The sequence below is a fragment of the Shewanella sp. BJSY2023SW005 genome (assembly GCF_047314585.1).
Classification (GTDB): domain Bacteria; phylum Pseudomonadota; class Gammaproteobacteria; order Enterobacterales; family Shewanellaceae; genus Shewanella; species Shewanella algae.
The window spans coordinates 20,608-46,262 of sequence record NZ_JBKORJ010000062.1 but is presented as its reverse complement, the minus strand read 5'-3'; the positions used below and the strand labels follow the sequence as shown (position 1 = coordinate 46,262).

The 25,655-nt window shown below is 52.9% G+C and carries 26 protein-coding genes and 1 other annotated feature; of the genes, 21 read left to right on the top strand and 5 right to left on the bottom strand.

Features of this window, described 5'->3' with window-relative positions:
• Positions 1 to 84 precede the first annotated feature (84 nt).
• From lepA to ACMHXI_RS19475, 8 genes are all read left to right on the top strand, one after another.
• Positions 85 to 1,875: a translation elongation factor 4 gene (gene lepA / locus ACMHXI_RS19510; protein ID WP_025010555.1), complete on the top strand. Its 1,791-nt coding sequence runs from the start codon at positions 85 to 87 to the stop codon at positions 1,873 to 1,875.
• Between the two features lie 437 nt (positions 1,876 to 2,312).
• Positions 2,313 to 3,227, top strand: coding sequence for a signal peptidase I (gene lepB / locus ACMHXI_RS19505; protein WP_025887849.1), 915 nt, complete (start codon positions 2,313 to 2,315; stop codon positions 3,225 to 3,227).
• The gene (rnc, locus tag ACMHXI_RS19500) at positions 3,224 to 3,907 is read left to right on the top strand and encodes a ribonuclease III (protein WP_025887850.1); all 684 of its coding nucleotides are present in this window, start codon (positions 3,224 to 3,226) and stop codon (positions 3,905 to 3,907) included. The genes lepB and rnc overlap by 4 nt, the downstream gene beginning before the upstream one ends.
• A complete protein-coding gene (gene era, locus ACMHXI_RS19495) occupies positions 3,904 to 4,893 on the top strand; it encodes a GTPase Era (RefSeq protein ID WP_025887851.1) in 990 nt (329 codons plus the stop codon). The genes rnc and era overlap by 4 nt, the downstream gene beginning before the upstream one ends.
• 8 nt (positions 4,894 to 4,901) lie before the next feature.
• Positions 4,902 to 5,627: a DNA repair protein RecO gene (gene recO, locus ACMHXI_RS19490; protein WP_144220805.1), complete on the top strand. Its 726-nt coding sequence runs from the start codon at positions 4,902 to 4,904 to the stop codon at positions 5,625 to 5,627.
• A 111-nt stretch (positions 5,628 to 5,738) separates the two neighbouring features.
• Positions 5,739 to 6,476, top strand: coding sequence for a pyridoxine 5'-phosphate synthase (pdxJ, locus tag ACMHXI_RS19485; protein WP_025887852.1), 738 nt, complete (start codon positions 5,739 to 5,741; stop codon positions 6,474 to 6,476).
• On the top strand, positions 6,476 to 6,856 hold the full coding sequence (gene acpS, locus ACMHXI_RS19480; RefSeq protein WP_028779787.1) for a holo-ACP synthase: 381 nt from the start codon (positions 6,476 to 6,478) through the stop codon (positions 6,854 to 6,856). The genes pdxJ and acpS overlap by 1 nt, the downstream gene beginning before the upstream one ends.
• A gap of 295 nt (positions 6,857 to 7,151) precedes the next feature.
• Positions 7,152 to 7,691, top strand: a complete 540-nt coding sequence (locus ACMHXI_RS19475; RefSeq protein WP_093982522.1) for a DUF962 domain-containing protein — start codon at positions 7,152 to 7,154, stop codon at positions 7,689 to 7,691.
• 23 nt (positions 7,692 to 7,714) lie between these two features.
• Here ACMHXI_RS19475 and ACMHXI_RS19470 read toward each other — a convergent pair whose 3' ends face one another.
• Positions 7,715 to 8,983, bottom strand: a complete 1,269-nt coding sequence (locus ACMHXI_RS19470) for an HlyC/CorC family transporter (protein ID WP_025010562.1) — start codon at positions 8,981 to 8,983, stop codon at positions 7,715 to 7,717.
• 100 nt (positions 8,984 to 9,083) lie between these two features.
• On the bottom strand, positions 9,084 to 9,872 hold the full coding sequence (locus tag ACMHXI_RS19465; RefSeq protein WP_025010563.1) for an inner membrane protein YpjD: 789 nt from the start codon (positions 9,870 to 9,872) through the stop codon (positions 9,084 to 9,086).
• 305 nt (positions 9,873 to 10,177) lie between these two features.
• Here ACMHXI_RS19465 and ffh point away from each other — a divergent pair, with 305 nt between their 5' ends.
• From ffh to ACMHXI_RS19410, 11 genes are all read left to right on the top strand, one after another.
• The gene (gene ffh / locus ACMHXI_RS19460; RefSeq protein ID WP_025887855.1) at positions 10,178 to 11,551 is read left to right on the top strand and encodes a signal recognition particle protein; all 1,374 of its coding nucleotides are present in this window, start codon (positions 10,178 to 10,180) and stop codon (positions 11,549 to 11,551) included.
• Between the two features lie 215 nt (positions 11,552 to 11,766).
• The gene (rpsP, locus tag ACMHXI_RS19455; RefSeq protein WP_025010564.1) at positions 11,767 to 12,018 is read left to right on the top strand and encodes a 30S ribosomal protein S16; all 252 of its coding nucleotides are present in this window, start codon (positions 11,767 to 11,769) and stop codon (positions 12,016 to 12,018) included.
• A gap of 21 nt (positions 12,019 to 12,039) precedes the next feature.
• On the top strand, positions 12,040 to 12,570 hold the full coding sequence (gene rimM / locus ACMHXI_RS19450; protein WP_144438591.1) for a ribosome maturation factor RimM: 531 nt from the start codon (positions 12,040 to 12,042) through the stop codon (positions 12,568 to 12,570).
• A 16-nt stretch (positions 12,571 to 12,586) separates the two neighbouring features.
• Entirely contained in the window at positions 12,587 to 13,330 is a 744-nt protein-coding gene (trmD, locus tag ACMHXI_RS19445; protein WP_025887856.1) for a tRNA (guanosine(37)-N1)-methyltransferase TrmD, read from the top strand.
• Between the two features lie 34 nt (positions 13,331 to 13,364).
• Positions 13,365 to 13,718: a 50S ribosomal protein L19 gene (gene rplS / locus ACMHXI_RS19440; RefSeq protein WP_025010567.1), complete on the top strand. Its 354-nt coding sequence runs from the start codon at positions 13,365 to 13,367 to the stop codon at positions 13,716 to 13,718.
• Positions 13,719 to 14,029: 311 nt separating this feature from the next.
• Positions 14,030 to 15,121: a 3-deoxy-7-phosphoheptulonate synthase gene (locus ACMHXI_RS19435; RefSeq protein ID WP_044734945.1), complete on the top strand. Its 1,092-nt coding sequence runs from the start codon at positions 14,030 to 14,032 to the stop codon at positions 15,119 to 15,121.
• Between the two features lie 13 nt (positions 15,122 to 15,134).
• A complete protein-coding gene (tyrA, locus tag ACMHXI_RS19430; RefSeq protein ID WP_413735874.1) occupies positions 15,135 to 16,274 on the top strand; it encodes a bifunctional chorismate mutase/prephenate dehydrogenase in 1,140 nt (379 codons plus the stop codon).
• Positions 16,275 to 16,503: 229 nt separating this feature from the next.
• Complete coding sequence (gene hcp, locus ACMHXI_RS19425) at positions 16,504 to 18,165, top strand: hydroxylamine reductase (RefSeq protein WP_413735872.1); 1,662 nt, start codon at positions 16,504 to 16,506, stop codon at positions 18,163 to 18,165.
• Positions 18,166 to 18,233: 68 nt separating this feature from the next.
• Positions 18,234 to 19,331: a hybrid-cluster NAD(P)-dependent oxidoreductase gene (locus tag ACMHXI_RS19420; protein ID WP_345844121.1), complete on the top strand. Its 1,098-nt coding sequence runs from the start codon at positions 18,234 to 18,236 to the stop codon at positions 19,329 to 19,331.
• A 99-nt stretch (positions 19,332 to 19,430) separates the two neighbouring features.
• Positions 19,431 to 19,766, top strand: a complete 336-nt coding sequence (locus ACMHXI_RS19415) for a hypothetical protein (protein WP_028779791.1) — start codon at positions 19,431 to 19,433, stop codon at positions 19,764 to 19,766.
• Positions 19,767 to 19,812: 46 nt separating this feature from the next.
• A complete protein-coding gene (locus ACMHXI_RS19410; protein ID WP_413735869.1) occupies positions 19,813 to 21,114 on the top strand; it encodes a cation:proton antiporter in 1,302 nt (433 codons plus the stop codon).
• Here the strand turns inward: ACMHXI_RS19410 and ACMHXI_RS19405 are convergent.
• Positions 21,102 to 23,057: a chorismate mutase gene (locus ACMHXI_RS19405; protein WP_413735867.1), complete on the bottom strand. Its 1,956-nt coding sequence runs from the start codon at positions 23,055 to 23,057 to the stop codon at positions 21,102 to 21,104. The genes ACMHXI_RS19410 and ACMHXI_RS19405 overlap by 13 nt on opposite strands.
• 38 nt (positions 23,058 to 23,095) lie before the next feature.
• Positions 23,096 to 23,213, bottom strand: a sequence feature (Phe leader region).
• Between the two features lie 110 nt (positions 23,214 to 23,323).
• A complete protein-coding gene (hpf, locus tag ACMHXI_RS19400) occupies positions 23,324 to 23,677 on the bottom strand; it encodes a ribosome hibernation-promoting factor, HPF/YfiA family (protein WP_025010573.1) in 354 nt (117 codons plus the stop codon).
• Positions 23,678 to 23,989: 312 nt separating this feature from the next.
• On the opposite strand from hpf, the gene ACMHXI_RS19395 reads away from it, so the two are divergent.
• Positions 23,990 to 24,667, top strand: a complete 678-nt coding sequence (locus ACMHXI_RS19395; RefSeq protein WP_025010574.1) for a cytochrome b/b6 domain-containing protein — start codon at positions 23,990 to 23,992, stop codon at positions 24,665 to 24,667.
• A 62-nt stretch (positions 24,668 to 24,729) separates the two neighbouring features.
• On the opposite strand, the gene ACMHXI_RS19390 is transcribed toward ACMHXI_RS19395, so the two are convergent.
• The gene (locus tag ACMHXI_RS19390) at positions 24,730 to 25,182 is read right to left on the bottom strand and encodes a c-type cytochrome (protein WP_025010575.1); all 453 of its coding nucleotides are present in this window, start codon (positions 25,180 to 25,182) and stop codon (positions 24,730 to 24,732) included.
• Between the two features lie 197 nt (positions 25,183 to 25,379).
• Here ACMHXI_RS19390 and trpR point away from each other — a divergent pair, with 197 nt between their 5' ends.
• A complete protein-coding gene (trpR, locus tag ACMHXI_RS19385; RefSeq protein WP_413735864.1) occupies positions 25,380 to 25,655 on the top strand; it encodes a trp operon repressor in 276 nt (91 codons plus the stop codon).

Genomic DNA, 25,655 nt, shown 5'->3' with positions numbered 1-25,655 from the left:
TCTAATTGGTATTGGCCCAGCAATCGGGTACAATTTCGCACCTTTGAGCACAGTCTCCCATTAGAATTTAGTCATTGCAGCATAATGAAACATATTAGAAACTTTTCGATTATTGCCCATATCGACCATGGCAAATCTACCCTCTCAGATCGCCTGATCCAGGTTTGTGGCGGCTTAACCGACCGTGAAATGGCTGCTCAGGTGCTGGATTCAATGGATCTGGAGCGCGAACGCGGTATCACCATCAAGGCCCAGAGCGTTACACTCGACTATAAGGCAAAAGACGGTGAAACTTATCAGCTGAACTTCATCGATACCCCAGGGCACGTTGACTTCTCCTATGAAGTTTCCCGCTCGCTGGCGGCTTGTGAAGGAGCCTTGCTGGTGGTTGATGCTGGTCAAGGGGTTGAGGCCCAGACACTGGCGAACTGTTATACCGCGCTGGAAATGGATCTGGATGTCGTTCCTGTACTCAACAAGATTGACCTGCCTCAGGCTGAGCCCGAGCGGGTTGCGGCCGAGATTGAAGACATAGTCGGCATTGAAGCTAAAGACGCTGTACGCTGCTCTGCCAAGACTGGTGTTGGCATAGACGAAGTGCTGGAAACCATAGTGGCACAAATTCCGCCACCGGAAGGTGATCCGGAAGGGCCGCTGCAGGCTCTGATCGTCGACTCCTGGTTCGACAGCTACCAAGGGGTTGTGTCTCTGGTGCGGATCAAGAACGGCGTGCTCAAGAAGGGCGATAAGTTCAAGGTCATGAGCACAGGCCAGACTTACAACGCCGACAAGGTGGGGATCTTCACACCCAAGCAGACAGAAAAAACTGAACTGAGAACCGGTGAAGTAGGTTTTATCATCGCCGGTATCAAGGAGATCCACGGTGCCCCTGTGGGGGATACCCTGACCCATGCCAAACACGGCGCAGACAAGCCTCTGCCTGGCTTCAAGAAAGTGAAGCCTCAGGTGTACGCTGGTGTGTTCCCCATCTCTACCGACGACTATGAAAGCTTCCGTGATGCGCTGAATAAGTTGAGTCTGAACGATGCTTCACTGCAGTTTGAGCCGGAAAACTCCACCGCCTTGGGCTTTGGTTTCCGTATCGGTTATCTGGGACTCCTGCACATGGAGATCATCCAGGAGCGATTGGAGCGGGAATATGACCTGGATCTGATCACCACGGCACCGACTGTGGAATATGAAGTTGAACTGACCAATGGCGATGTTGTCTATGTGGATAACCCATCCGAGTTGCCGGCGCTCAACTATATCGAAGAGATGCGTGAGCCTATCGTCGAAGCCAATATTCTGGTGCCCAAAGATTACCTGGGCAACGTGATCACTCTGTGTGTTGAAAAGCGCGGTGTGCAGAAGAATATGGTTTACCACGGCAACCAGGTAGCACTGACCTATCATATTCCGGCGGCCGAAGTCGTGATGGACTTCTTTGACAGGCTTAAGTCCACCAGTCGTGGCTATGCTTCGCTCGAGTACAATTTTGTCTACTTCCAGGCGGCCGACATGGTGCGTTTGGATGTGTTGATCAACGGCGACAGAGTCGATGCACTGGCGATGATCATCCACAGGGGCAACATACGCCACCGTGGTATCGCCCTGGTGGAGAAGATGAAAGAGCTGATCCCGCGGCAGATGTTTGATATTGCAATCCAAGCCGCAGTGGGCAGTCAGATTGTGGCCCGTTCGACCGTGAAAGCACTGCGTAAAGACGTAACCGCCAAGTGTTACGGTGGTGACGTTTCCCGGAAGAAGAAACTGCTGCAGAAGCAGAAAGAAGGTAAGAAACGGATGAAGCAGCTCGGTAACGTGGAAGTTCCACAGGAAGCCTTCCTGGCGGTATTGAAACTGAACGAGTGATCCTGTGGCGCCTCGGCGCCCTGGATAGCAACATCTCATTTGCGCCGCATTTTGCGGCGCTTTAGTTAGTTTAAGGGGAGACCTGTCCCTGGAACGGCAAATATGGGTAAACTAACTAAGGAAGGTGCGAACAAGTCCTCGTGGCACTCTGGCTTACACAGCAATTGGCGTTCAAGGCATCTGACTGAAGGCATGCCGGGGCCTGCCAAAGGCGGATAACGCCGAAAGCCGGTTGCTGTGCAAGCCCCGAAGGGCGTGGCTTACAAGCCTGCCTGCTGTGTTGTGCTTCTTGCAAAGGACTAGGGCCATTTGCTGCGAACCACGCCTTGCATCCAGGCTTGTAAGCCGACGCAGAGCACACATGGGACTTATTCGCACCTTCCCTAAAGCTGACAAGACTTATTCCAATTTAATACAAGGCAGGAGTTAAATAACCAATGGCAGCCTATTTTTCCATTATTCTGGTGCTGGTGACCTTGGTCAGTGGCCTTATCTGGGCGCTAGATGCCTTTGTGCTGGCCCCCAAGCGTCAGGCTAAACTGGCATTGGCCCAAGCGCAAAATGGCACCTTGACCGATGAAGTCACTGAAAAAATCATTCAGGAGCCAGGTTATGTGGAAACCTCCAAGTCCATTTTCCCTGTGATAGCCTTTGTGCTAATCCTGAGATCTTTTTTGTACGAGCCGTTTCAGATCCCTTCCGGCTCCATGATGCCAACCCTGCTGGTGGGTGACTTCATTCTGGTGGAAAAATTCAGCTATGGCCTGAAAGATCCTGTATGGCGCAGCAAGCTGGTGGAAACCGGCGAGCCGGAGCGCGGCGATATCATAGTATTCAAATACCCTAAAGATGAGCGGGTCGATTACATCAAACGGGTTATCGGTTTGCCAGGCGATAAGATCATCTATCGCAACAAGGAACTCTATATTCAGGAAGCCTGTAAGGAGCAACAACCTTGTCCAGGCCCTAAACTGGTATTGAGAGCACCGGTCAATAAAGGCGAATTCCAGGATGATGGCGTGGATCTGCTGCGTTTTCGCGAGCAACTGGGTGAGGTGACACACGATATTCTGATCAACCCGGCCCGCCCTGAGCCATCGGCCTTCTATTACCGTGAGCCAGGCTTTGCTCAAGGGGAGTTTGTCGTACCTGAAGGCCACTATTTTGCCATGGGTGATAACCGCGACAACAGTACCGACAGCCGTTTCTGGGGCTTTGTGCCTGAAGCCAACCTGGTGGGTAAGGCTGTGGCAATCTGGATAAGCTTTGAGTTTGAGCGCCAGCCTCAGGATTGGTTACCTACCTGGGTGCCAAGCGGTGTGCGTTTTGAACGTGTAGGTGGTTTGAAGTGAGAGAACCTGTGAAGAATTTTGCCCGTCTGTGTCGTACTCTGGGGTATGAATTCAATAACATGGCGCTGCTGGAGCAGGCCATGACTCACAGAAGTGCGGCCAACAAGCATAACGAGCGGTTGGAATTTCTCGGTGACTCTATCCTGTCGATAGTGATTTCCGATGCCCTGTATCATCAGTTCCCCAAGGCGACCGAAGGCGATCTCAGCCGGATGCGTGCCACCTTGGTGCGCGGTGACACCCTGGCACAAATCGCCAAGGAGTTTAAGCTGGGTGACTATCTGACCCTGGGCCCGGGCGAACTCAAGAGCGGCGGGTTTCGCCGCGAATCCATTCTCGCCGATGCGGTGGAGGCCATCATAGGTGCCATCTACCTGGACTCAGATCTGGAAACCTGTCGACCACTGCTCTTGGGCTGGTACCAGCAGCGACTGAAGGCGATTCAACCCGGGGTCAGCCAGAAAGATGCCAAGACCCAGTTGCAGGAGTACCTGCAGGGCTATAAGAAATCTCTGCCTGAGTATAAAGTGGTGGCGGTTTCCGGCGAGGCGCATGATCAGACCTTTACCGTAGAATGTCGTATCGAAGAGCTGGCTCAAGCCGTATCCGGCACCGGCAGTTCACGCAGAAAAGCCGAGCAGCAAGCCGCTGCTGGGATATTGGAGTTACTGAAAAAATGAGTAAGACCCCAGAGGTACCGGCCCAGGAGCCGAGCCTGGATGAACTGCTGGCCAAGATGAACCAGCAGTCACCGACACCCGCCTATGATGTTACCTACTGCGGTATGGTGGCCATAGTCGGTCGCCCCAATGTCGGCAAGTCCACCTTGCTCAACCGTTTGCTCGGCCAAAAGGTGAGTATCACCTCCCGTAAGCCGCAAACCACCCGCCACAGGATCATGGGGATCCACACCGAAGGCCCATCGCAGATAGTCTTTATCGACACCCCCGGATTGCACATAGAGGAAAAGCGCGCCATCAACCGTTTGATGAACCGCGCTGCCGCCAGCTCGCTGGCCGATGTCTGCATGGTGATCTTTGTGGTCGATGGCCTCAACTGGACCGCTGATGACGAAATGGTGCTCAATAAACTGCGTCATGGCGGCAGTGAGCGCAAGACAGTGCTGGCAGTGAACAAGGTCGACTATATCAAGGATAAGGAGACACTGTTTCCGCACCTGGAAGCCCTGGGACAGAAGTATGCCTTCGATGAAATTGTGCCCATCTCTGCCAAGTCGGGTACCAATGTCGGCCGCTTGATGTCGCTGGCGAAAGAGTCACTGCCCGAGAGCGTGCACTATTTCCCGGAAGATTATATTACCGACCGTTCACAACGCTTTATGGCCTCTGAAATCGTCCGTGAAAAACTGATGCGTTTTCTCGGTGATGAACTGCCTTATGATGCCACGGTGGAAATCGAGCAGTTCAAGATGATGGAGAATGGCGTCTATCAGATCAATGCGCTTATTCTGGTTGAACGCGACGGCCAGAAACGCATGGTGATCGGCAAGAAGGGCGAGCGGATCCGCACTATCGCCACTGAGGCCCGCAAGGACATGGAGCAGTTATTTGATAACAAAGTGTTCCTGGAAGTCTGGGTCAAGGTGAAGTCGGGCTGGGCCGATGATGAACGTGCCCTTCGCAGCCTGGGTTACGGCGAAGACTGAGGCCGACTATGCTGCGAGGCTATGTGCTGCACGCCCGGCCCTATCGGGAATCCAGCATGTTGTTGAACCTGCTGGTGGATGGCCTTGGTCGGGTCGACGCCGTTGCCAGAGTCGGCAGTGGCAAGCGCTCGATAAAGAGCATAGTGCAGCCGTTTCAGCCGCTGCTGTTCCAACTGAGTGGCCGCAGCGACCTCAGAACCCTGACTCAAATTGAGAGTGCGTCCCCGGCAGTGCCCCTGTCCGGGGACGCTTTATATGCGGCCATGTACCTCAATGAACTCTTGGTGCGGGTACTGGGCAACCACCAGAGTGGCGAAGCGCTGTTTTTCAGTTATCATCAGAGCCTGCTGGCGCTGGCCAAGGGCTTTGAGCAGACAACACTGCGTTATTTCGAGCTCAGACTCTTATCCGAGCTTGGCTGCATGCCCTCATTGGTGAAGGATGCTGATGGCGCCGATATCCAAGCCGATGGCTGCTACAGATTCATTCCTGAACAGGGGTTCATCCCCTTTATTGGTGATGCCAAGCGGCAAGAGGCACTGCCGGGAAGCACTCTATTGGCATTGGCAGAAAACCGCCTTCAGCAAGGGGATTGGCAAGCCGCCAAAGTCTTGACCCGGCAATTGCTCCGGCCACTGCTCGGTGATAAGCCACTGCTCAGCAGGCAGTTGTTTGCCCGCCGGGGGGAAAATTCGTCAAGGGCCCCACAGCCGCCCAGCCGAGGAGAGAAATGAGCTCTTCAGCCCGCTTTTTTCAAATGCTGCCGTTACAATGGCAGAGAATAGAAACTGCTTTTATACCGCCGATCAGGCTGGTGCATTCCAGTAATTATCAAGGAGTTAAAGATGAATAGAATCTTGTTAGGGGTGAATATAGATCATATCGCCACCTTGCGGCAGGTGCGTGGCACCCATTACCCGGATCCTGTGCATGCAGCGGCCGTGGCCGAGCACGCCGGCGCCGAGGGGATCACTATCCATCTTCGTGAAGACAGACGCCACATAGTGGATCGCGATGTCTACCTGCTGGCCAAGACGCTCAAGACCCGGATGAATCTGGAAATGGCGGTCACCGAAGAGATGCTGGATATCGCCTGTGAGGTTAAGCCTGTCTATGTATGTCTGGTGCCGGAGAAACGTGAAGAGCTTACTACAGAGGGCGGCTTGGACGTTGCCGGTCAGCAGCCGAAAATCGCCGCGGCGGTTAAACGTCTGGCCGAGCAGGGCATTAAGGTATCACTCTTTATCGATGCCAACCGCGAGCAGATAGATGCCGCCGTAGCCGTGGGTGCGCCCGTGATAGAAATTCATACCGGCCGCTACGCCGACGCCCATAGCGCCGAAGAGGAGAGCGAGGAGTTGGCCCGTATCACGGAAATGGCTGCCTATGCTCATGGCAAGGGCCTGGTGGTCAACGCAGGGCACGGGTTGCACTATCACAATGTGAAGCCGATAGCTGCCATCCCCGAGTTGCATGAGCTGAATATCGGCCACGCCATCATAGCCAGGGCGGCGATAGACGGCCTGGACAAGGCGGTCAGAGATATGAAGCAACTCATGCTGGAAGGTCGCAGAGGCGAGTAATGGCTGTGCTGGGACTGGGAACCGACATAGTGGAAATCGCCCGCATTGAGGCTCAGTTGGAGCGGGGCGGAGATAGGCTGGCCAAACGGGTGCTGACCGAGGCCGAATATGCCCGCTTTCAGACGCTGAGCGAACCGGCGCGATTTCTGGCCAAGCGCTTTGCGGCCAAGGAAGCGGCTGCCAAGGCGCTGGGAACCGGAATAGGCCGTGGAGTCTCGTTTCAGCATATTCATATCAGCAATAATGCTGATGGTGCGCCCCAGCTTGAATTCAGTGATGGCGCGCACCAGCGCCTGGAAACACTGGGCGCCAAGCGGGCACTGCTGTCCATTGCCGATGAACGTCACTATGCGGTGGCGACTGTTATCTTAAGCGACTAGCACAACTAAGCCTTGCCTGGTACTGAGGGCCTTGTCCAAGTCTGTTAGACTGGCTGTTTGTCAGGTTTGTCAAAGTACAGTTTGTCAAAGCATGAGAGGAGCCGAGAGGCTCCTTTTTTATGGCGTTGTCACAGGTTAATTGTTGCGGTACTCTCAAACCATCAGGTGTATTAATCGCATCTGAGTACAGGCACTTATCTGAAGCTCAAGTATATGGGCCTGCACCGGAATCAAATAGACACTCGAGGTCCCTGCTTGGCGGGAGGAGAATAATAACAAAACCAAGGAGAGCGTCATGAAGTCGGCTGTTGAACAGTTGTCCACTTATAAGAGTGTGCATCTGAACCCTACCAATATCAAAACTCATTTTATCGGTATCCCATTGATTATCTGGTCAGTATTTTTAATGCTGTCGTTGTGGCGCCTGCCTTTTTCAAGTGGCACTCTCAGCGTCGCCATGTTGCTGGCTGTTGGGGTGATGCTTTATTACATCAAGCTGCATTGGCGTTTGGCGCTGGGACTGGCACTGTTTATCCTGCCGGTGATTCTGACAACCGAATGGCTCTATACCCTGGGCTATGCCAGTATTTGGTTGGGCATAACGGTTTTTGTCATAGGTTGGATATTCCAGTTTATTGGCCACAAGTATGAAAAGGCCAAACCGGCTTTTATCGATGATCTTAACCAACTGCTTATTGGCCCCTTTTTCCTGATGGCCGAAGTGTTTTTTATGCTGGGGCTGGAAGGTGAGTTGGATAACACCATCACCGCGATAGCCCGGGACAAACGCCGGGCACTGGAAGCCGCCAAAAGGGCAGCCAATACTGCCCAATGACTCAGCTCAAAGTGGGTTGAGTTTCAGGATGGGCGATAAAACTGCGGCATGATCCGCACTGTCTTGATCATGTTGTCGGCCACTTCCACCACTTCCATCGGGTAACCCGCGAGCCTCAGGCTGGTATTGGCCTGGGGTATCTCTTCCAGATATTCCAGAATCAAACCATTGAGGGTCTTGGGGCCGTCGGTGGGGAAGTCCCATTCCATCTCTTTGTTGAGATCGCGGATATTGATGGTGGCATCGATCAGGAAGCTGCCATCCTGCTGCGGGGTAATATCTTCGCTGGGAGTAGTGACCATGGAAGTGGTAAAGTCACCGACGATTTCCTCAAGAATATCTTCCAGTGTCACCAATCCTTGAATATCACCGTATTCATCCACCACCAGGCCTATGCGTTCCTTATTGTGCTGGAAGTTGGCCAATTGCACGTTGAGCGGTGTGCCCTCGGGAATAAAGTACAGCTCTTTCACGGCTCTAAGTAGCGAGGATTTACTGAACTGCTCCTTGGACTGCAGTCTCAAGGCATCACGCAGATGCACAAAACCCACGGCATCATCTATGTTGTCACGATACAAGAGTACCCGGGTATGCGGGCTCTGAATAACCTGCTTGTTGATACTCTTGAAGTCATCATTGATATTGATGGCATAGAGCTCGGAGCGGGGCACCATGATGTCTTCCACTGTGACCTTTTCCAGATCCAGAATCGACAACAGCATCTCCTGGTGGCGTCTTGGGATCAGGGCCCCGGCTTCATGTACTACTGTGCGCAGCTCTTCCTGGCTCAGGGCATCATCGGCACGGATGGAGCGTATTCCCATCAGCCTGAGAATAAAGGAGGTGATAATATTGACGCTCTTGACCAGAGGCGAAAACAGCCATAGCAACCACTTGAGTACCAGGCTGGAGGGGAAGGCGATACGTTCGGGGTGCAACGCAGCCACAGTTTTGGGCGTCACTTCGGCAAACACCAATACCACAAGTGTCAGTACCCCGGTGGCTATGGCCAATCCCAAGTCGCCCCAGAGTCGAATCCCTAAAATAGTGGCGATTGAGGAGGCTAGGATATTGACCAGGTTGTTGCCTATGAGGATCAGGCCTATGAGCCTATCGGGGCGGTCCAGCAACTTAATGGCGCGTCTGGCGCCCTTGTGACCATTATTGGCCAGATGACGTAACCTGTAGCGGTTTAGGGTCATCATGGCGGTTTCCGAACCGGAAAAATACGCCGAAATCAGGATTAACAGCAGTAGAATTATCAGGAGTATGCCGGTCGATATATCGTCCAAAAAGGGGCCCCGTCAGGAATAGCGAAAGTTAGTAAATACTGGCAATTGGATGGAGTGTCAAGTCAGGCAAAGGTCTAGGCCTTGCCCGACTCGACTCAGATTAGCTCAGGATCAGCTCTTTGACGATGCGGGCGCCAAAGTAAGCCAGGGAGAGCAGGCTGGCGCCTGTCAGACTGTAGATCACCGCCGTGCGGATACGGCAACCCACGGTATATTGCTGCCACAACATGGCGATATAGACGAACCAAGCCAGAATGGAAAGTACCGCCTTGTGCCCCTTGCCATCGGCAAACATATCATCAAGGAAGATAAAGCCGGTGGCGAGCGACAGACTCAGCAAAATCACCCCTATGATGATCAGGTGGTACAACTGCTTTTCGACCGTCATCAGCGGCGGAATAGCCGGGCTCAACATCAGCTGCTTTTTCTTCAGCTTGTTCTGGATAACGGCCAGCTGGATGGCATAGAGTGCCGCTATCATCAAGGCACTGTAGGCCATCAGTGACAACACCACATGGACCAACACTTCGGGGTGCAGCTCAAAATGGGTAATGTATTTGGGCGGCAGCAGCCATAGCAGGGCTACGGATATCACAGAGCAGGCATACACAACAGGCACCAAGACTATGACCTTGATACGGGAAAGCACCAGAGTGAATGCCAAAGCGATGATCCAGTTAACCATGGATATCACATTGGTCAGGCTGAAGTTCTGGCCATCGGCGGTAAAGATCGCCTGGTACAGGGCTGCGGCGTGCAGTATCACACCCAAGGCGGCAAAACCGGCTACGGCGCGGCGGTTGGGCCCCTCGGCATGAAATAAGCGGCTTGTCACTAATATCAGCGCTATGCTGTAGAAAAACATCGCGGCAGCAGAGAGAATGACCATCTGGGATTAACCTATCCTTATGTGTAATTGGCCTCTGTGGGCGGCATCGGAAAAACTTGTTTGCGTTAGAATAACATGAGCCGTCGGTAATTGGGCAGTGACCCAGACGACAAAATTATGCAGTTCCCGACAGTTAGTGCATAAAATACGGCAATTGGTTCCCACCCGCATTAAGGCAAAATGTTTATTTGCACCTTGATAAGCGTCTATTTAACCCCATCTTGAGAACAGGGCTGCATTAATACCCCGGCATAGTTATAATACGCCCCATCATTTTACATTCATAAACGGTATAGAACTGGACGATGTTTGAGAATCTCACCGACAGATTGTCCCGCACCCTGAAAAATATCAGTGGTCGGGGTCGCTTGACTGAAGAGAACGTGAAGGACACCCTGCGCGAAGTTCGTATGGCATTGCTGGAGGCCGATGTGGCCCTGCCTGTGGTGCGGGAATTTGTCAGCAGCGTCAAAGAACGTGCCGTTGGCCAGGAAGTGGCCAAGAGCCTGACCCCGGGCCAGGTGTTTGTCAAAATTGTCCAGAGTGAACTGGAAAAAGCCATGGGTGAGGCCAATGAGGCCCTCAACCTGGCCGCCCAGCCACCTGCCGTATTGATGATGGCGGGCCTGCAGGGCGCGGGTAAAACCACCAGTGTCGCCAAGTTGGGTAAGTTCCTGCGTACCAGACAGAAGAAGTCTGTGCTTGTGGTCAGTGCCGACGTATACCGTCCAGCGGCGATCAAGCAGCTGGAAACCCTGGCCAATGAAGTTGAAGTCGAATTTTTCCCATCGGACGTCAGCCAGAAACCGGTGGATATCGCCAATGATGCCATCGCTTACGCCAAGCGTAAGTTTATCGATGTAGTGATTCTGGATACCGCCGGTCGTCTGCATGTGGACGAGGCGATGATGGATGAGATCAAGGCGCTGCACGCTGCGGTCAAGCCGGTTGAAACCTTGTTTGTGGTCGATGCTATGACAGGTCAGGATGCGGCTAATACCGCCAAGGCCTTTAATGAAGCGCTGCCGCTGACCGGGGTGATCCTCACCAAGGTGGATGGTGATGCCAGAGGCGGTGCCGCCCTGTCCATTCGCCATATTACAGGTAAACCCATTAAGTTCCTTGGGGTCGGTGAGAAGACTGATGCCCTTGAGCCTTTCCATCCAGACCGGGTCGCTTCCCGTATTCTGGGGATGGGAGACGTGTTGTCGCTCATCGAAGAAGTTGAGCGCGGTGTCGATAAGGAAAAAGCTCTTAAGCTGGCCTCAAAAGTGAAGTCCGGCGGCAGTTTTGACCTGGAAGACTTCCGTGAGCAGCTGCAACAGATGAAGAATATGGGCGGCATGATGGGGATGCTGGAAAAACTACCCGGTGTCGGTCAACTGCCTCCCGATGCGTTGGCGCAGGTGCAAAACGGTAAGCTCACAGGTCAGATGGAGGCTATTATTAACTCCATGACGCCAGATGAGCGTAAGCGCCCGGATATGATCAAGGGCTCGCGTAAACGCCGCATCGCCGCCGGTTCCGGCACTCAAATTCAGGATGTAAACCGCTTGCTGAAGCAGTTTACCCAGATGCAGAAAATGATGAAGAAAATGTCCGCCAAGGGCGGCATGCATAAGATGATGCGTGGCCTGGGAGGCATGTTGCCTCCGGGAATGAAATTCCCCGGCCGCTGATACCAAATGACCTTACCGGGAAGGTGCAAACCTTCCTTAGCTATTGTCCCGCTTGGGATAAGCTGTGAATGGGCGTTGTAAAATTAGCCGGGATCGGTTGCATTCGCCCGAAAGTCAGGTAAAATCTTCCGGCTTTCTATCTGGGACTCTTCGCGAACACGGGGTTCCAGTTTTTATTTTTGCTGAAAAGCAAATCATTAGAGGATAAAGAACGCATGGTTACCATTCGTTTAGCTCGTGGTGGCGCGAAAAAGCGTCCATTTTACAACATCGTTGTTGCTGATAGCCGCAATGCCCGTGACGGTCGTTTCATCGAACGTGTAGGTTTCTTCAACCCTCTGGCCAAAGGCCAGGAAGAAACTCTGCGCCTGGATCTGGACCGTGTTGAGCACTGGGTTTCAAACGGTGCTGCAACTACAGAACGCGTAGCAAAACTGATCAAAGACGCTCGTAAAGCAGCTGCTTAATAGCGTTTAAGGTATAGATTGATGAGCAGTAACCCACAGCCAATCGTGTTGGGCAAACTTGGTTCCAGCTATGGCATTAAAGGTTGGCTGAAAATCACCGCCTATACCGATTCTGTTGAAGGTATTTTTGACTATTCACCTTGGCTCATTAAAGAACAGGGCGAATGGCGTGAAGTGAAGGTCACCCAGTGGCGCTATCAGGGCAAGGCGGTTGTTGCCGCACTTGAAGGGGTAGAGACGCGGGAGCGGGCGCAGATGCTCACTAACTGTGAGATCGGCATACTGCCTGAGCAGATGAAAGACCTGCCGGAAGATGAATTCTACTGGCGTGATCTTATCGGCTGCGAAGTGATCAACACCAAGGGCTACAACATGGGCAAGGTCGATCAGATCGTGGAAACAGGATCCAACGACGTCTTGCTGGTGAAGGCCAACGCCAAAGATAGCTTTGGCAAAGCGGAACGTATGATCCCCTTTGTCACCGAACAGTTCATCAAAGAGGTGAGCGTTTCGGCAAAACAGATTTTAGTGGATTGGGATCCGGACTTCTGAGTCGAGGAAACAGCTTATGTGGTTAGGGGTAATCACCCTGTTCCCGGAGATGTTTCGAGCAGTAACAGACTTTGGCGTGACGGGTCGGGCCGTGAAGAATGGCCTGCTGGAAGTACAGACGTGGAATCCCAGGGATTTCACCCATGACAGACACAACACTGTGGACGACAGACCTTATGGTGGTGGTCCCGGAATGTTGATGATGGTTCAGCCCCTTCGCGATGCCATTCATGCAGCCAAGGCTGCGGCAGGTGAGGGAGCCAAGGTGATATATCTGTCACCTCAGGGACGCAAGCTGACTCAGCAAGGCGTATCTGAGCTGGCACAATCATCCAAGCTGATCCTGGTGTGCGGTCGCTACGAAGGTATCGATGAGCGCATCATTCAGACGGAAGTGGATGAGGAGTGGTCGGTTGGTGATTACGTGCTCTCGGGCGGTGAATTGCCGGCAATGACCCTGATAGATTCGGTTTCGAGACTGGTTCCCGGCGTGCTGGGCAAACAGGCCTCGGCAGAGCAGGATTCCTTCTCTGACGGATTATTGGATTGTCCTCACTATACCCGGCCTGAATGTCTCGATGGACTGGATGTTCCGGCGGTGTTACTCAGCGGCAACCACGAAGAAATTAGACGCTGGCGTCTACAGCAGAGTTTGATAAGAACACTGCAGCGACGACCAGAATTATTTGAAAATCTAGCTCTGACTGACGAACAGACGACTCTATTAGCGCAGTTCGTTGACGCAATGGACTCAGCCTAGTCGCAGCTCAGTTAATTCTAGAACGGAGTAAGTTATGAACAACATCATTAAAATGCTCAACGATGAGCAAATGAAAAAAGACGTACCTGAGTTCGGTGCCGGTGATACCGTAGTCGTTCAGGTTCGTGTTAAAGAAGGTGACAAAGAGCGTCTGCAGGCCTTTGAAGGCGTGGTTATCGCTAAGCGTAACCGCGGTCTGCACTCTGCATTTACCGTACGTAAGATCTCTAATGGTGAAGGTGTTGAGCGTGCTTTCCAAACGCACAGCCCACTGATTTCCAGCATCGAAGTTAAGCGTCGTGGTCGCGTTCGTCGCGCCAAGCTGTACTATCTGCGTGAGCGTTCAGGTAAGTCTGCACGTATCCGTGAGAAGCTGGCTACTAAGTAAGCCGCTACATAAAGACGCAAGTGTTCGCACAGAGACCCGCCTATATGGCGGGTTTTTGTTTTCTCTTTCGCTGCTCCATGAACTGGCGACAGCAGATTGCTATCGCGCAAGTCAGCCAAGCTCACAATCCTGCACGCCTGCACAGACTAAGTGCCCAGCCTAATGCTCCCACCTTTGCGACGACATGAAAATTTTTTCTGGTTTCGCCCTTGATCTCTTGGCCCAGTCTCGGCATAGTGTAATGACGTAATGGTGTACCGCTACAATGGTGCAATTGAGACAGTCGCGCAAATTAATTTCAGGTGATCAGAATGCAGTCCAGTAATATAGAGAATGTGCACATCAGTGCCGAACAAGTCCTCATAACTCCCGAAGAACTCAAGCAGCAGTTGCCACTTTCTGATCACGGTTATCGCTATATTCTCAGTGCCCGCAAGACGGTTTCCGACATAGTTCACAAGCGTGACAACCGGGTGTTGGTCGTCACCGGCCCTTGCTCTATTCACGATATTGAGTCGGCCAAGGAATATGCCCTCAAACTGAAAAAGCTCCATGACGAGCTCAAGGACCAGTTTTTTATCCTGATGCGGGTCTACTTTGAAAAGCCCCGAACGACTGTGGGCTGGAAAGGGATGATCAATGATCCCGATATGGATGAGTCCTTCAATATTGAAAAAGGGTTGCGGATGGCGCGGGAGTTAATGCTGTTTCTGGCCGAACTCGAGTTGCCGGTTGCCACCGAAGCGCTGGATCCCATCAGTCCGCAATATATTTCCGAGCTGGTGACCTGGTCAGCCATAGGCGCCAGAACCACAGAATCACAAACCCACAGGGAGATGGCCTCCGGGCTTTCCATGCCGGTAGGGTTCAAGAATGGCACGGATGGCAATCTGGGGGTGGCCATTAACGCCCTCAAGTCGGCGGCCAGCAGTCATAGATTTATGGGGATCAATCAACAAGGGCAGGTGGCTTTGCTGCAAACCGCCGGTAACCCGGACGGGCATGTGATCCTGCGGGGTGGGGCGGGCCCCAACTATGACGCCGATTCGGTGGCCGAGTGTGAACGGCAGCTGCATGGTGCTGGGCTCAATGCCAGACTGATTATCGACTGTAGTCATGGCAACTCCAACAAAGATCATCGGCGGCAACTGCCTGTGTGCCGGGATGTATTTGACCAGATAGCGGCGGGCAATCGCTCCATCATAGGTTTGATGTTGGAAAGCCATCTGTTTGCCGGTAATCAGGCCTGTGACAAGCCGCTTGCCGAGCTTGACTATGGGGTTTCGGTCACTGATGCCTGCATAGATTGGCAGGATACGGAGCAACTGCTCAGGCAAGGGGCGGCGCAACTGAGTTCTATTTTACCCACTCGCTTTGATATGCTCAGGGTGGCAAATGGCTGACGGAAGATTTGAGATGAGTGAGAAAACCACGGCAGAGCTGGAAAAGTTACGCGGACTGATTGACGGCGTCGACCAAGAGTTACTCAAGTTGCTGCGTCAGAGGCTGGATCTGGTGGCCCAGGTCGGCGCGGTCAAACACAATGCCGGCCTACCCATCTATGCACCGCAGCGGGAGGCCGCCATGTTGGCCAAGCGCCGTGCAGAAGCCGAAAGTCTGGGGGTATCGCCGCAGTTGATAGAAGATGTGCTCAGGCGCCTGATGCGGGAATCCTATCTCAACGAGAAGGATGTGGGTTTCAAGCAGGTGAACCAGGATATCAACAAGGTGGTGATTATCGGCGGTCGTGGCCAGTTGGGCACTCTGTTTGCCCAGATGCTGACGCTCTCAGGCTATCCAGTACATCTGCTCGATAAAGATGATTGGGATAATGCCGATGCTATCCTCGACGGGGCCGGTCTGGTATTGGTCACTGTGCCGATTGCCATTACCTGTGAGCTTATTCGCTCCCGTTTACAAGGCTTGCCCAAGGATTGCATTCTTGCGGATCTGACCTCGATAAAGTCGGAGCCGCTGCAAGCCATGCTCGAGGCCCACAGCGGACCTGTGGTGGGGCTTCATCCCATGTTTGGCCCGGATGTGGGCAGCCTCGCCAAGCAGGTTGTCGTAGTGTGCCATGGCCGGCAGAGTGAGGCCTATGCCTGGCTGCTGGAGCAGATAGCTATCTGGGGAGCACGGCTGGTGGAAGCGGATGCCGGTAAGCATGATAAGGCGATGCAACTGGTGCAGGCGATGCGCCACTTCTCCAGCTTTGTCTATGGCCTCAACTTGTGCCGGGAGCAGGCCGATCTCGATAGTCTGCTGCAGTTCAGCTCGCCGATTTACCGGCTGGAGTTGGCCATGGTCGGTCGCTTGTTTGCTCAAAGCCCAGAGCTTTACGCCGATATCATCTTCGCCCAGCAGGAGAGTCTGGGTGCTATCTCCGACTATCTGGACAACTATGCCGGCGCTTTGGCTATGCTCAAGGCCGGTGACAGAGATGGCTTTGTGCGCCAGTTCCGTGAGGTGGCCGAATGGTTCGGTGACTTTGCACCACAGTTTCGCAGCGAGAGCCGCAGCATGCTGCAGTCGGTCAATGATATGAAGAGTCACTGATCTCAAGGCCGTTAACTCAGCCGACGGTGCAACGCGATTTATCCAAGGGAGCCTTCTAGGCTCCTTTTTCATTTGTATCAGCCAGATAGAAGTCAAAAAGCCATTTGTTCAGCAATCGCTTAAGGTGATCCCCTTCAAGCTTTGTGACTCACGTTCTTTCGTCTGAGCGATGAAAGAGTACACTGATTTAAAACATGCAAAAATAAAGCATGATTAAAGGAGATATGCCGTGTTTTGTATTCAGTGTGAGCAAACCATTCGAACCCCGGCCGGTAATGGCTGCAGCTATGCCCAGGGGATGTGCGGTAAATTGGCCGCGACCTCGGATCTGCAGGATCTGTTGATTTACATGTTGCAGGGGCTGTCGGCCTATGCTGTCAAACTCCGGGAGTTTGAGGTTATCGATCCGCAAGTCGATACCTTTGTGCCCAAGGCATTTTTCGCCACTCTGACCAATGTCAACTTCGACGATGAGCGGATTAGCGAATATGCAAAAGAGGCCGCTCGCTTGCGAGATCAGTTAAAGCAGCGCTATCTGAAGCTTTGCGAACAAAGGGGCGTGACACCCGAGCCTATGTCCGCCGCGGCGACTCTGCTGCTGGGGGCGTCCAAGGCCGAGCTGTTACAACAGGCCAAAGTGGCTGCGCCCAACCGAGGTGATGACCTCAATGAAGATATTCTCGGTCTGCGACTCCTGTGCCTCTATGGCCTGAAAGGGGCGGCGGCCTATATGGAACACGCCCGGGTTCTGGAGCAGACCAGCAGCGAAGTGGCCGGTCGTTTCCACGAGATCATGGCCTTTCTGGCGACTGACAGCACAGATGCTGACAAGCTGTTTGCCACCGCGATGGAGATAGGTCAGCTCAACTATTCTGTGATGGCTATGCTAGATGCCGGTGAAACCGCGGCCTTTGGTCATCCAGAGCCGACTCAGGTCAACACCAAGCCGGTGAAGGGCAAGGCAATCTTGGTATCGGGCCACGATATGAAAGATCTCGAGCTCATCCTGCAACAGACAGAAGGCAAGGGTATCAATGTCTATACCCATGGTGAGATGTTGCCGGCGCTGGCCTATCCCGAACTGAAGAAATACCCGCATCTGGTGGGGAACTACGGCAGCGCCTGGCAAAATCAACAGAAGGAATTTGCCAACTTCCCCGGCGCCGTGGTGATGACCTCCAACTGCATTATCGACCCTAATGTCGGTCAGTATGCCGACCGCATCTTTACCCGCAGTATCGTTGGTTGGCCGGGCGTGACTCACCTGACCGGCGACGATTTCAGTGCCGTTATCGACAAGGCACTGGCGCTTGAAGGCTTTGCCTATGATGAGATCCCCCATATGATCACCATAGGTTTTGCCCGCAACGCTTTGATGAATGCGGCGCCTGCCGTGGTTGAAAACGTCAAGAACGGCAATATCCGCCACTTCTTCCTGATTGGCGGCTGTGATGGTGACAAGGCCGAGCGCAGCTACTTCACCGACCTTGCCAAGGCGGCCCCCAAAGACAGCCTGATCCTGACCCTGGGTTGTGGCAAGTACAAGTTCAACAAGCTCGAATTCGGTGATATCAACGGTATTCCCAGACTGCTGGATATCGGCCAGTGTAACGACGCCTACTCGGCGATTCAGCTGGCGCTGGCACTGTCTGAGATATTTGAGTGTGATATCAATGAATTGCCGCTGAGTCTGGTGCTGTCCTGGTTTGAGCAGAAGGCGATAGTGGTCCTGTTGACCTTGTTGTCACTGGGAGTGAAGAACATACGTACCGGCCCAACTCCGCCGGCTTTCCTGACCGCCAATTTGCTGAAGGTACTGGAAGATAAGTTCGGCCTGCGCAATGTTGGCACGGTTGAGGAAGACCTGGAGGCGATTCTCGGCGCCGCTTGATGCGTATCTCTTGAGGCCGGAATGCCTGCGGCATTCCGGCCATTTCTTTCTCTGTAGAGGGAGTTTCGATGACACTCAATCCATTACAAGTTTCGCCGGCAATCAGTCAATTTCAGGCTGGTCAATGGGTTCCCGGAGAGCTGCGGCTCATTTGTGTCGCCCGCTGGCAGGAAACCCCGGATGTGGTGAGTTTTCGTTTTAAAGCGGCCCAGCCGCTGTCTTTTCATTTCAAGCCCGGGCAGTTTGTAGCATTGCAATTGGAGATTGCCGGTGAGGAGTATCGCCGCTGTTATACCATCTCCTCTTCGCCATCTCGGCCCAATTCTTTGATGCTGACCATTAAGAGGGTTGAGGGCGGCAAAATTTCCAACTACCTTATCGATAATCTTAAGCCGGGCCACAGCCTAATGGCTTCCGGGCCTTACGGCCAGTTCAACCTTATCGATATACCGGCCGAGCGCTATCTGTTTTTAAGCGCCGGTTGTGGCATTACGCCGATGTTTTCCATGAGTCGTTTTCTGACCGACAGCTATCTTGACAGCGATATCGCCTTTATTCACTGTGCCAGAAGCGAGCAGGATCTCATCTTCCGAGGCAGTTTGCGGGCCATGAACAGCCGTCACGATAACTTTAAGCTGGGCTATCTGCTGGAGCAGGGAGGTGAGACAGCCTCAGTCTCCGGGGACCTTGCCGAGTGCCCTATGTTACCGGGACGCCTGAGCTTGGCGGCACTGGAACAACTTGTGCCGGATTATCGCCAGCGCACCGTGTATGTCTGTGGCCCCGAGGCTTATATGACGGCCACAGAGCAGATGCTGGCGCAAGCAGACTTCGATATGACGCGCTTTCACAAGGAAAGCTTTGCTGAAAATACCTCGGCGCCCGCGGGTGACGGTTCGGCCAATTACCGCTTGAGTGTTGCCGGCCTTGAGCTCAGCATCAATGGTGAGCAGACCCTGCTAGAAGCGCTGGAGTCTGAAGGTTTGCCCATTATTGCCGCCTGTCGCAGCGGCGTTTGTGGCTCCTGTAAGTGCCGGGTTGTCTCCGGTGAGGTGGAAAGCAGCAGCCAGCAGACACTTAGCCAGGATGAGATTGACTCAGGTATGGTGCTGGCGTGCTCCAGCCGGGTGAAGAGTGATATTCAACTGGAAACCGGCCCCTTCTAATTCTGTTTCCGGCATTGCAGAAGTGGCGATCTCACAGTATGGTTAAAGCAGGGCAAGAGCTTTGGGCCCTGCATTCCAGATGTTGGCCGGAGACAGACTATGACCAGCTTACCCTCAGAAGCATTTGCCAGTGAAGATCGCAGCATGGGCCATTTTTTATATGCGCTTATGTGTGCCTTTCCGTTGTTTTTCCTGCCTGTGATCCTGAGCCTGTTGATTAACTTAAGCCAAAGGCAGGTCGCACCTTTGTCGCTGCTGGGCTCTCACTTGCGCTGGCAAAGGCGCAGTATTATGGGTTTGGCACTGCTACTGGCTATGGGCTACTGGGTCAATCCGCTGTGGCTCAGCCTCAGCTTGTGCGCCCTGGGGGTTATCTGGTTCAGCTACAGGATCTTCAAGGGCTGGCTCAGCCTCACAGATGGACAAGCCATGTAGCTCTTGTCTGCTACCAGGGAAGCGGTCAGCCTGATCGCAAGGAAATATGACGGACTATCAACTCTTCTGTGTGCTGGCGGCGCTGGCACTGATTATCTCGCTGTTATCCAGCCGTTTTCACTCACTGCAAGAAACCATTGCCATCACAGGCTTGGCCATGCTCCTTAGCCTGATTATCCTGGTGGTGGGTAAGTTGTTTGAGCTGGATATCCATATCAAAACCATTTCGGTATTGCAGCGCCTAGACTTTCAGGCGCTGTTGCTGAACGGTATGTTGGGTTTTCTGCTCTTCGCCGGTGCGCTGCAGATAAGGCTCAAGGTGCTGGCAAGCCAGAAATGGGAAATTCTCTGTCTGGCTCTGCTTGGTACTGTGATTTCCACTCTGATAGTGGCAGCGCTTTGTTTCTATTTGATGCCGCTGCTGGGGCTGGCGCTACCCTGGAGTTATTGTTTGTTGTTCGGGGCCTTGATATCACCAACCGATCCGATAGCGGTTTTGGCCATCTTGAAAAAACTCGGCGCGCCTGAGGATATTGCCATTCAGGTTGAGGGTGAGTCGCTGTTCAATGATGGCATTGGCCTGGTGCTGTTTGTTGCAGTCTCGCAGCTGGCTTTTTCCGCTGGGGCTCTGAGCCTGGCCGATGTCGGCGCGCTGTTTTTCCATGAGGCCGTTGGTGGCATTGCCTATGGCCTGGCGCTGGCCTTTGCGCTGCATCAACTGATGAAACTCACGGATGAAGAAACCCAGAGACTCTTGATTACCTTGGTGGTGCCGACCGCAGGTTATGTGATGGCAGAAAAGCTCTCGGTGTCCGGCCCTCTGGCCATGGTGGCCGCAGGAATCGTGCTGGGGAATTTCACCGTGCCAAAATGCTTTGGGGTCACGGGGAGAATATTGCTGCAAAGGTTCTGGGGCCTGCTTGAACACTTCTTCAATTCGCTCTTGTTCCTGCTATTGGGGCTCCTGTTGCTGTTGACCCATCTGGATATGCAACTCTGGTGGTTTGTGCTGCTGAGTATCCCTGTGGTGTTGTTGGCAAGATGTATCAGCGTGTACTTACCTTATCTGGGGTTCCGGCGTATGCGGCAATACAGCCAAGGCGCGGAGGGGATCCTGATCTGGGGCGGGCTCAAGGGCGGCCTGGCGCTGGCTATGGCCATGAGTATTCCGGCGGGGATAGTGCTGACCCCCGAGCTGGAGCTCAGGGATCTCTTGCTCGTAATGACCTATGCCGTGGTGGTCTTTTCTATCATGGTGCAGGGCTCAACGGTTTCCCGTTTGATCCGCCGAAGCCGCGAGGCGGCAGAGGCCGGTAAAGCCGCTGCCGAATCGACTCAGGCTGTCTGATACAGCTTGGCGATTAAGCCTGCATGTTGCTGTGGATGACGGACATCGGCTGCGATGATTAAACCATCTACTCCCAACGCCTTGATAGCCAAGGCCTGAGCCGTCAGTGTTTGCTCACTGCTGCTTGGGCTGAGGCACAGACTTGGATTTACCAATAGCGGTAAGTGGCTCTGGGTTTTTAGTTCCACCAAGGCGGCGAGATCCAACACAAGTTGTTCTGGTTGATTCAATCCACTGACCCCCGCATCACAAAGGATCAACTGCTGATTCCCGCCGGCGAGCAGGGTATCTGCGCTGGCCAGCCAATCCTGTTGGCAGGCCATGGGATTACGCTCCAATATCACCGGCAGGTTCTGTCCGCCAAGCGCGTTGAGCAGCTCTGTGTTGTACATCTGTTTGCCGCTGAGCAGTAGCATGTCGGCCGCGGTCTGGGCCAGAGCCAGATCTTCTGCATGCTCCAAGGTAACAATGCTCTGCAGCCCGGCTTGGTTTAACAGGCTCTGCAACTTGGGCAGTTGCTGTTTGGCATTGGGTTGGCGCGTCAGCGTGCTGAGAACCACGCCCTGAAATCCCGCTTCCCTGAGGGCCTTGGCGCTTGGCGCAAAGCTGGCTGCATCTATGGGGAGGTTCAGTTGCGCCAAGGCGGCGAACTGGCCTTGCCCCAGTTTGAGCTGACCGCAACTAATTTCTGTGCTTGCCGGTTTATAGTGGCGGGAATGTCTCTGGGGTGACGGTTTGGCGCTGTCCTGCCTGGAACTCTCAGGTTCAATCAACAGTTGGCTGTGACTCAGCTGGGTTGGCTCGACCGTCTCACAAGGGTAACAGCCAAGTACCTTGATAAAGCGGGTGAGCCGCTCAAGTTCGGCAAGTGCTTGCTGCATAGCTATGGATGCCAGATTGGCATCGACATCCAAATAAAACATCTCTTCCCAAGGCGTTCCCGGGATAGGGCGTGACTCCAGTTTACTCATATTGAGGTTGTGATCTTTAAGGATCAGCAAGGCTTCCACCAAGGCGCCCGGCTTCTGGCCGGTAGCCATTATCAGTGTGGTCTTGGCCGGCAATTGCTCCGGCACCTCTATCGCCTTGCGGGCCACTACGATAAAGCGGCTCTGGTTGATTTTTTGATTGGCCAGTTCCTGCTCCAGAGGTTCCAACTGGTAGAGGGCGCCGCCTTCACTGGAGCCGATAGCGGCCACAGTGTTATCGCCCTGGAGAACTTTTTCCATTGCCTCGGCGCTGCTGGCGCAATATTCCAGACGAAAGTCGGGATGGCGGCTCAGGTAGCGGCTACATTGGCTGATGGGTTGGGGGTGGGCGTAGACGGTTTTAATATCCACAAGTTTGCTTCCCGCTTTGGCCAGCAGACAGTGGCCCACTTCTATAGTGGTTTCACCCACAATAGCCAGGCTGGTGTGCTGCAACACATCGTAGACTTCGTTGATGGAGCCGGATGAAGTGTTCTCTATCGGTAGAAAACCATAGTCGGCATGGCCGGACTCGACGGCCTGCACTATATCATCGAAGTTCTGACAACCCAGATCCTGCATTTCTACCTGACGGCGTTGACAATAGCGGCTGGCGGCCAGGTAGGAGTATGAGCCTCTGGCGCCCAAATAGGCGATGCAGTATTGCTGTTTCTGGGTTTCGGGATTGGCTCTGCTCTGTAGGTAGGCCTGCTGGTTCAGTACAGAATCTTCAATAATGGCCTGGTACAGACTGATGACATAGTGGGCATCCAGCCCCTGTTCCCGCCCTTGGCGAACCAGCCTTGCCAAGAGTTCTTTTTCTCTCTGGGTATCACGGATAGGGCGAATGTCCACCTCTTTGCTGCGGGCGACTTCCAGGCTGAGTTGCCGGCGTTTGGCCAACAGTGCCAGCAGATCCCTGTCCAGTGTGGTGATGTCATCCCTTATTCGCTCCAGCGATGGTACTTTGTTCATTCTGACCTCTAAACCAGTAATACTCAGTGCATGATACAGACAAAAAAGCCTCCCGGGTGGGAGGCTTGGCAATTTTCATTTTCGTTTTTACACGTCAGGGCCGCCTCCGGGAATGAGGTGTAAAAAAGAAAATAAAAAACGAGCGATTGAGGTATTTCATGGCATTTAAGCTAAAACTATCCCCTTGGGCTGTCAATCAAAAAATCCTTGGGTTCAGCAATGAAAAGCGCACCCGGAGGTGCGCTGGTTAGTGGGAGATTGAAATATCAAGCTGCGTAATCCTCCTTATAATCATATTCGAACTCAGGTTCGGTGGCTTCGGTTTCCAAGGCACCACGCTGAGCTGCGGGTTTGTGGGTCAGGCGATTGAGCTGTTTTTCCAGCTTTTGTCCCATTGCATTTATGGCTGCGTAGAGATTTTCATGTTTCGCCTGGGCAAAAAGTTGTCCGTTGGCCAGTTTAATTGATGCTTCTATTTTAAAGAGTGGCCCTTCTGTGAGGATGATGACATGGGGATTAATCAACTGGGTATCGTAACGGTTCAGTTTGGCAAGGCGGCTCTCAACACGTTCACGGATAGCAGCTGTGACTTCAAATTGCTTGCTGGTGATCTTTAGCATATTGTCAAACCCTCTGTTGTTTCCTTGACTTCAGACTAACAATACCTGAGGTTAAAAATGTGATCCAGATCAATATTTATGGCGAGTCAGAGAGCGTTTGTCACTTATTTGATCACTTAGACAAGTTTGGATAATTTTGCCCCTAAAAGCCTTGAACCCTTGTCAATAAAGGGTCATATTCGATGAGATCACTGAGTATCAGTCCTTTCCGATTGCCTCCTTCCCTCGCTTTAAATATCATCATGTTTGTCATCTACAACTCTTTACCCTTATGCCGTTCGGGCCAAAACGGGTGATAACAGGAAGTACTTTATGAATAACAACGAAGTTAAAGTGAAGGTCTGGGATATACCTGTGCGGGTGTTTCATTGGGGTATGCTGCTGCTCTTGGCCGGGCTATGGTGGAGCGCCGATCAGGGGGAGATGAGTTATCACCAGTTGTTTGCCTATAGTCTGATGATCTTGCTTGTGGTGCGACTTATCTGGGGCTTTATCGGCAGCGACACAGCCCGTTTCAGCCACTTTGTCCGTCATCCCCGCCAGGCATTGGATTATCTTGCCAAGATGCGGGCCAAGCAGGCTCCTCATTCTTTAGGGCATAACCCTCTTGGGGGTTATATGGTGGTGCTATTGCTGGTCATCATCAGTCTGCAATTGGTGTCGGGTTTGTTTGCCACAGATGAGATATTTACTGAAGGGCCCTTGGTCTCCTATGTCAGCGGTGAAACCGCCAGTTGGTTTACCTGGTTACACAAGAAGAATTTCGATCTTTTATTGATCCTTGCCGGTATTCATGTGGCCGCCGTCTTGTTGCACCGCTTCAAAGGTGAAAAGCTGGTGGGGGCCATGTTCAGTGGCTATAAGCGCTTACCTGCTGCAGAAGCACAGCAGCCCAGATTTGCGTCTCTGATGTTGGCACTGGTGCTTTTGTTGGTGGTTGCCGTGCCTGTGGTGCACTTCTTGATGATGCCCGTGATCGGCATGTTGTAAGCTTCCAAGCATTAAAAAAGCCTGCTCAATGCAGGCTTTTTTAATGGAATCAACGAAAGAGCTTAGTCTTTCTTGTAGACGTCGTGGCAGCCTTTGCAGCTCTTGCCAACGGCACCGAAGGCTTTTTTCAGCTCATTCTTGTCGCCACCTTTGGCCGCTATGGCCAGGGCATCGGCATTGGTTTGCAGTTCTTTGAACTTGGCTTCAAAGTCAGCCTTGTCAGCCCAAATCTTGGCCAGGGCTTCAGTATTACCCTTGTCTGAACCGTCGATAAAGCCTTCCAGTGGCAGTTTCGCCAGGGCGGCCACATTGGCTGCACGCATAGCTGCAACATCGGCGTCAAAGTCTTTCTTGCCTTTGAGCATGGCACCGATATCACCGAAGTTATAGGCCATCAGGCTGAAACCAGACTGACGGTACTGGATGGCATCATCGCTGCTTTCAAAGTTGTGGGCCTGAACAGCTGTAGCGCTAAGCGCCGCGGTGGCGGCTAACATCAGTAAGTATTTTTTCATTATCATTCTCACAAGTTTGTGCGTTAATGTGACATTGCTTGGCTATTGTACACATTTTGTGTGACAGAGGGAGTAGGCTTTTTCAGTTTACATGTAAAGTTTTGTCAGTAACTGGCTGCTAAAACACGACTTTTTTTCGCAGGAAAACGAGGCTATACTGTGTTCACGTACCATTACGTGAACACGAATGAGTTTATATGCGCCCAGAATGGATATCAGTACTGGATAAGGTGCTGGCCCATAACAATCCAGAAGATCTTAATTGCCTGTTTGAGCTGCTGCTGACCGATGATGAAAGGCATGCCATCGCCGGCCGTTTAAAGGTGTTTCAGGTATTGCTTGAAGGGGAGATGAGTCAAAGACAGATAGCTGCCGAATATGAGGTGAGCATTGCGACAATCACCCGTTGCTCCAACTATTTGAAGCATATGCCCGCAGCGCTGAAAGAAAAGATCCGCACCTTGATCCTTTGA